The following is a 6,102-nucleotide window of genomic DNA, read 5'->3' as shown; positions in this document are numbered from 1 at the left end:
AGCCCCACGCCATGAGCCTGGGAAGACCGTGAAACGAGCCGAAACCCTCACCGAACATATCCGCCTGAAACGGAAGCGAGGATAAATACCAAGCTGAGACGGCAGGAGCGGACGCGGAGCAATTCGCTGGCGCAGTACGCGGAGTGGGTCGGGATGTAGCAGATCCCGGGCAAGGGCGGTTGCACTTCTTGGTGCAACCGTCGTGCATCGCCGGTCGGCAGGCTGACGTCTCGTCAGGACCCCCGCGACCGGGCGAACGGTCCGGGGGCATGGCCCACGCTGACAAGGAGCGTCGACGTGCCGCACTGTATCGTCCGCATCTTCGAGCCGCTGCTGCGGCTGCTGTTGCCCGCGCCGGGCCGCCATCGCAGCTCCGATGAGCCATCCGCCGGCCTCTGTGTGGAGGCGCCGATCGGGTGTCCGTCCCGCGCATCGGCTTCCCCGGTACTGCGAGGTGAGGAGATCGGGCTGGTTCGCCCGTACCTGGTCGCGCACGAGCGCCGGGAGCAACAGCGCCGACGGGCCCGGCGACGCGTCGTACGGCTGGCCGTGCATGGCATCGACATCGATCCCCGGCTGGTCGGCGGAGTGGAGGTACGGGCATGGTGAGCCCGGCGGGTCAACTGCGTCTGCTGCCCTGGGCGGGGCCGGAGGGCAAGCCGTGCTATCTCGCGGGTGAGGGAACCGGATACCTGTCCCGGCTCGCCGACAACATGGAGTCTGCCCAGATCGGTCTGGCCGGTGAACTCATTCAGCAAGCAAGACGGGTTCTGGACGGGCGCCAGTGGATGCAAGGGGAACTGCACCTGCTGACGGTTCAGTTGACCGAGGCGCTGGCCAATGTGCATCGGATCGCGGTGAGCCGGGGCGAGCGCCTGCCCTCACCAGCTTACGAAGACCTCGACGCTATCGACGACGAGGACGACGAACTGGACGCCTCGCAACCGACCCAGCGCGCCTGACCTGTCCGCCGCCATACGCGTTTCCGTTCCGGCCAGGCAGCTGTCGCTCCCCGGCCGGAGCGGATCACGCCCTCTGCGTCCCCGGAGGCTACAGCCACTCCGGGGATTTACGATGCCTCAGGGGACGTACCTCAGCCGTTGTCGCCCGCCTGACCGCCGTGTTCCAGGCGTTCGACGCGCTCTTCCAGTTCTTCGATCCGTTCCAGGGCGCGTTCGAGCCGGTGAGTCAAATCCGCGAGCCCAGCTTCCGCCGGGAACTCCCGCTGGGGCGCATCGAGTGACTCATTCGCAGATTGCACCGGAACGGGCACCTCGGTACCAAATTCGCCGCCCACGATGACGTACGCGGTCTGCTGACGCGAGCCGCTTCTTTGGTGGATCTTCTTGACCCGGCCCTCCAGGGCGAGGAAGGTCAGGGCCTGGTCTGCGGCCTCGGCATCGCCGCCGATCATGGCGATCACTCCGTCCACGGTGACCGTGGCGCCCTTGGGCAGTGAGCCGTCTCTGATCTTCCGAACAAGGCGGCCGTGGACGAGCTGAGTGGCGAAGCCGTGGTCGTCCCAGTCACGTACGTAGACCTCGTCGCCGGGCAGCTCGCCGGGGTAGCGCAGAAGAGAGTTGCTGGCCAGCAGGGCGATGGCGTTGGTGACAACGTTGAGCGGTACCGCGTAGTGCTCAGCCAGGACCTCGCGGGCGGGGAGCCTGGCGCCGGGCTCAAGGATGCCCGTGTAGATCTGCTGCTGGAGGTCTCCTGCGACCTTCTCGAAGGCATCCTCGAAGTCGGCCGAGCGCGTGACGAACGTGCCGCGTCCCTGGCGGGCGATGACCCAGCCCTCGTTGCGCAGGAGCCGGATGGCCTTCTGCACGGTCAGGCTGGACGCTTTGTAGGTCTGCATGAGCTGGCTCTGTGTCGGCAGCAGCTGGCCCGGACGCAGTTCACCGTCCCGGATCTGCTGCCGCAGGTCGTCCGCGATGCGTTCGAACGTCAAGCGTGCCTCGTCAGCAGCCATGTCCATCCCTGGTCCCAGTCCGATTCCACCAGCTGCGGGCCGCCCACTGCCTGTCGTGTTTCACCAGCTCAGCGACCTCACGGGGTCAGGGTAGCCGCCTGATGGATGGACCATCACAGGAATGGATGGAACTCAATAAGGATGGACTTCGGATGGAATGAAGGTAGGGTTGCGGCACGTGATCACCCACACGGGTGACTCGCACCCCTCTACCTGGAGGTTTGCCGTGAAGACCATGCCCATCGACCAGTCCCAGGCCATGCTGATCCTGGCCTCCGAGTCCCGCCCGCACTTCAAGGACCGCGACGGCCAGCAGCCCGCGATCGACCGGGCCACCGGCGCCCACCTTCACCTGGTGGACGTGATGTTCGCCTTCAACGGCCGCGCTGAAGTGATCACCGTCAAGGTCCCGGAGCCGGGTCTCGGCAAGGGCCTGAAGGTTGGCCTGCCCGTCGTCTTCACCGGCCTGGTCGCCTCAGCCTGGGAGAACGAGATCAACGGCAAGGACCGCCACGGCATCTCCCTGCGCGCCGACGCCGTCACCGCCAAGGCGGGCGCCTGATGACCGGCAACCCCCTCGGACTCGCGCTCCTGGCCGTGGTCGGTCTCGGCGTGCTCGGGCTGCTGGGCAGGGCCGGGTACCGCTTCGCCCGCTGGTACCGGGCTGATGCCGAGACCCGGATCAGCCTGCGGCAGGCGCGGCGGCTGCGGTGGGGCTGGAAGCGGCTCGCCCCGATGCTCGGCCTGGCGGTCAAGGACGCCACCCCGACCGTGCTCCAGCAGTACGGGCCGCAGGAACAACCGACCAAGCCACGCGTGCTGGTGCCACGCCTGCGCACCCGCGCCGACGCCTTCGGCGTCACCGTCACCGCCGATGCCCTGCCGCAGGTCGGGCTCGGCACCTGGCAGGACGCCAGCGAGGGCCTGTGCGACGCCTGGGGAATGCGCCGCATCCGCATCAGCCAGCCCAAGCCCGGAGTGATCGTCGCGCGAGGCTTCAGACGCGAGCCGCTGGAGGCGGTGATCCGCTCACCACTCCTCGGCCCGGACGGCTCCCCGGTGTGCCGACCGGGGCAGTTCGTATCCACCGATGATGTGCTGCTCGGATGGGACGAGGACGGCATCCCTGTCATGCTCAACCTCGCCTACTCCGCCCATGCCCTGGTCGCCGACCTCACCCGCTCCGGCAAGTCGATCACCGTCAACACCCTGCTCGCCTACGCCTCCCTCATGCGGGACGTGCGTCTGATCGTGATCGACCCCAACCTCGGTGCCGTCGCGCCCTGGTGGCGTACTGCCTACAAAGTCTCCGACGCCATCCACCCCGACGAGCCGACCGAGATCCTGCGCTGGGTGCGCGAGGAGATGCAGCGCCGGGAAAGGCTGTTCTGGTCCGGCCGTACCGACCGCATCACTGAGTTCAGCTCCGAGCTGCCGCTTCTGTTGGTGGTGATCGACGAGGTAGCGAACTACACCCGCCACCCGGACCGCAAGGCCCGCGAACGCTTCGAGGCCGAACTACTCGCCATCGCCAGCCAGGGCGCCAAGTTCGGCATCCGGCTGTGGCTGCTCACCCAGAAGCCCTCCGCCGGCGTGCTCACCACCGCCGTCCGCACCAACCTGTCCGCCCGGATCTGCCACCGCGTCGACACCGTCGAGGACTTCCTCCACCTCTTCCCCGACGGCCGGGAACTGGACATCACCGCCGCCGACCGCACCATGCCCCAAGGCGTCTCCATCGCCTCCGTCGGCGACATGCGCACCCCCGTCCGGCTGCGCTCGGTCTACCTGCCCACCGAAGCCTACTGGCAGATCAACGACCTCATGTGCGCCGGAGGGCTCAAGATCCGCGAGCTGCCCGACAGCGTCGACCTGGGCAAGGCCGCGTGAACCGCTTCGGCCAACCGCCCAAGCGAGCCAGCCCCGCCCCGGACCGAGTCCGAAACGCAGTGATCCCCGGCAAGGGCGTGTAGTCGCCAAACCCTCGCCCTTGCCGGGGCCCTCCCTCCCATCCATCCACGGCACACGCGTGTGCCGCAGCGCAGAGAGGTCCCGTCAGCATGCCACCGCACGACCCCACCACCACAATCCCCCACCCCGTACCGGCCACGGCCGCGCTGCCCACGTTCACCAAGTACCGGAACCTGCTCGGGCTGGTGCGACAGCTGTCCTCGCTCGGCGGGTGCGCCCAGCCGATCCGGCTCGAAGGCCAGCGCACCGAGATCGACGCCTACACCGGCGAGATCCTGCGCGAACTGAAGTCCAAGGACCTGCCCGCCGGTCACCTCCTGGTCCGCTGCGGCAACCGCCGCACCACCCGCTGCCCCTCCTGCGCCGAGCTCTACCGCCAGGACACCTACCACCTCATCGCCGCCGACCTGCGCGGCGGCAAGAACATCCCCGGCCAGGTCGCAACCCACCCCCGCGTCTTCGCCACTCTCACCGCGCCCTCGTACGGCCCCGTCCACGGGCGACGCGTGGGCGGCTCCGCCCGCTGCCGCTGCGGACGCACCCACACCAAGGGCGACCCACTGCTCGGCACCCCGCTCGACCCCGAACGGTACGACTACACCGGCGCCGTGCTGTGGAACGCCCACGCCCCCGCCCTGTGGGCCCGATTCATGCTCCACCTGCGCCGCACCCTCGCCGCCGCAGCCGGCATCCCGCAACGACTGCTCTCCAAGGTCGTCCGGGCCTCGTACGCCAAGGTCGCCGAGTACCAGCAGCGCGGACTGATCCACTTCCACGCCGTGATCCGCCTCGACGGCCCCGCAGGCAGCTACACCCCGCCACCCGCATGGGCCACCCCCGAACTCCTGGCCGACGCCATCCGGATCGCGGCCACCCGCGCCCACATCGACGGGCCAGAGGTCAACGGTCGTCCCCGCTCCTTCGCCTTCGGCAAGCAGATCGACACCAGGATCATCCGGTCCTCCGCCTTTCAGGCAGGGACCACGATCACCGAGGGCAAGGTCGCCGGGCGTCGCCAAGTACGCCACCAAAGGCACCGAAGCCGCGACCGGCCCCCTTGACCACCGGCTGAAGAAAATCACCGATCTCTGGTTCGAGTCCGTGCCCGAGCACGCAGCACGCATGATCCGCACTGCCTGGGCCCTCGGTGCCCGCGAGGACCTCAAGCACCTGAACCTGCGCAAGTGGGCCCACATGCTCGGCTTCCGCGGCCACTTCTCCACCAAGACCCGCGCCTACTCCACCACCCTCAGCGCGCTCCGCGCCGCCCGAGCCGCCTGGCACCGCCGCCACACTCCTCCGCCCTCACCGACAACCCTCGTCATCGCCCACTGGGCCTACGACGGCACCGGCCTCACCCCCGACCTCGAACGCCTCGCCACCCTCATCGGCGGCGGCCCGACACGAGCAGAGGCGGTGACAGCCGATGCATGACGACGAACTCCTCACCGTCCCCCAGGCCATGGCCCGCCTCAAGATCGGCCGCTCCGCCCTCTACGACCTCCTGCGCACCCGCCGCCTGGCCTCGCTGACCATCGGCCGCGCCCGCCGCATTCCCGCCCACGCCCTCGCTGACTACGTCCAGCGCCACCTGGAAGAGGCCGCCCGATGACCGCCCCCAAGCGCAGGAAGGCCCGCGCCAACGGCGAAGGCACCGTCTACCAGCGAAAAGACGGCCGCTGGGAAGCCGCCGGCTACGTCCTCGCCGCCAACGGCACCCGCAAACGCGTCCGCGTCTACGGCACCACGCGGAGGGAAGCTGCCGACAAACTCGCCGAGAAGATCGCCGACAGCAACCGCGGCCTCCCCGTCGCCACCGCCGACAGCACCCTCGGCGATTACCTCACCCATTGGCTCGGCAGCGTCGCCGTCCACCGGCTCCGCGAGAACACCCACACCCGCTACGCCGCTTGCGTCCGCCTCCACCTCACCCCCGGTCTCGGCACCAAGAAGATCGCCCGCCTCACCGCCAAGGACGTCCGCACTTTCCTCGACCGTCTCCGCACCACCTGCCAGTGCTGCACCCAGGGACTGGACACCGAACGGAAGCAGTGCTGCGCCGTCGGCCCTGCGTTCCGCGCAATTCGGGGGTTCTGGAGTCCCTACCGGGCTGAAGGTGCAGGTCAGTGAGCTGGAGGCTGGTGACGCGGGCAGATTCA

General features: G+C 68.8%; 6 protein-coding genes and 2 pseudogenes. 7 read left to right on the top strand and 1 reads right to left on the bottom strand.

The annotated features are described in order from the left end of the window. Nucleotides 1-297 precede the first annotated feature (297 nt). Together ACIRFL_RS43340 and ACIRFL_RS43335 are read left to right on the top strand one after the other, a co-directional pair. A complete protein-coding gene (locus ACIRFL_RS43340; RefSeq protein WP_404041177.1) occupies nucleotides 298-609 on the top strand; it encodes a hypothetical protein in 312 nt (103 codons plus the stop codon). Continuing rightward, complete coding sequence (locus ACIRFL_RS43335) at nucleotides 603-962, top strand: hypothetical protein (RefSeq protein ID WP_404041174.1); 360 nt, start codon at nucleotides 603-605, stop codon at nucleotides 960-962. The genes ACIRFL_RS43340 and ACIRFL_RS43335 overlap by 7 nt, the downstream gene beginning before the upstream one ends. Before the next feature lie 131 nt (nucleotides 963-1,093). Here the strand turns inward: ACIRFL_RS43335 and ACIRFL_RS43330 are convergent, their stop codons facing one another. After that, nucleotides 1,094-1,972, bottom strand: a complete 879-nt coding sequence (locus ACIRFL_RS43330) for a GntR family transcriptional regulator (protein WP_404041171.1) — start codon at nucleotides 1,970-1,972, stop codon at nucleotides 1,094-1,096. A 235-nt stretch (nucleotides 1,973-2,207) separates the two neighbouring features. On the opposite strand from ACIRFL_RS43330, the gene ACIRFL_RS43325 reads away from it, so the two are divergent. The 5 genes and pseudogenes from ACIRFL_RS43325 to ACIRFL_RS43305 all read left to right on the top strand — a co-directional run. Further along, complete coding sequence (locus ACIRFL_RS43325; protein WP_234367647.1) at nucleotides 2,208-2,534, top strand: hypothetical protein; 327 nt, start codon at nucleotides 2,208-2,210, stop codon at nucleotides 2,532-2,534. Beyond that, entirely contained in the window at nucleotides 2,534-3,862 is a 1,329-nt protein-coding gene (locus tag ACIRFL_RS43320; protein WP_404041168.1) for an FtsK/SpoIIIE domain-containing protein, read from the top strand. Before ACIRFL_RS43325 ends, ACIRFL_RS43320 begins: the two co-directional genes overlap by 1 nt. 170 nt (nucleotides 3,863-4,032) lie before the next feature. Next, nucleotides 4,033-5,377, top strand: a pseudogene (locus ACIRFL_RS43315) (replication initiator). Continuing rightward, complete coding sequence (locus tag ACIRFL_RS43310) at nucleotides 5,370-5,555, top strand: helix-turn-helix domain-containing protein (protein WP_404041166.1); 186 nt, start codon at nucleotides 5,370-5,372, stop codon at nucleotides 5,553-5,555. The pseudogene ACIRFL_RS43315 and the gene ACIRFL_RS43310 overlap by 8 nt, the downstream one beginning before the upstream one ends. After that, nucleotides 5,552-6,010: pseudogene (locus tag ACIRFL_RS43305) on the top strand (site-specific integrase); the annotation flags it as partial. The gene ACIRFL_RS43310 and the pseudogene ACIRFL_RS43305, both read left to right, overlap by 4 nt. Nucleotides 6,011-6,102: the final 92 nt, after the last annotated feature.

The organism is Streptomyces sp. NPDC102462 (assembly GCF_044765425.1).
Classification (GTDB): Bacteria; Actinomycetota; Actinomycetes; order Streptomycetales; family Streptomycetaceae; genus Streptomyces.
This window is presented reverse-complemented; position numbering and strand designations above follow the sequence as displayed.

Bases quoted from the DNA above. Each gene is read 5' to 3' on its own strand.
- ACIRFL_RS43330 (WP_404041171.1), bottom strand. From the start codon at position 1,972: ATGGCTGCTGACGAGGCACGCTTGACGTTCGAACGCATCGCGGACGAC.
- ACIRFL_RS43335 (WP_404041174.1), top strand. From the start codon at position 603: ATGGTGAGCCCGGCGGGTCAACTGCGTCTGCTGCCCTGGGCGGGGCCG.
- ACIRFL_RS43310 (WP_404041166.1), top strand. From the start codon at position 5,370: ATGCATGACGACGAACTCCTCACCGTCCCCCAGGCCATGGCCCGCCTC.
- ACIRFL_RS43325 (WP_234367647.1), top strand. From the start codon at position 2,208: ATGCCCATCGACCAGTCCCAGGCCATGCTGATCCTGGCCTCCGAGTCC.
- ACIRFL_RS43320 (WP_404041168.1), top strand. From the start codon at position 2,534: ATGACCGGCAACCCCCTCGGACTCGCGCTCCTGGCCGTGGTCGGTCTC.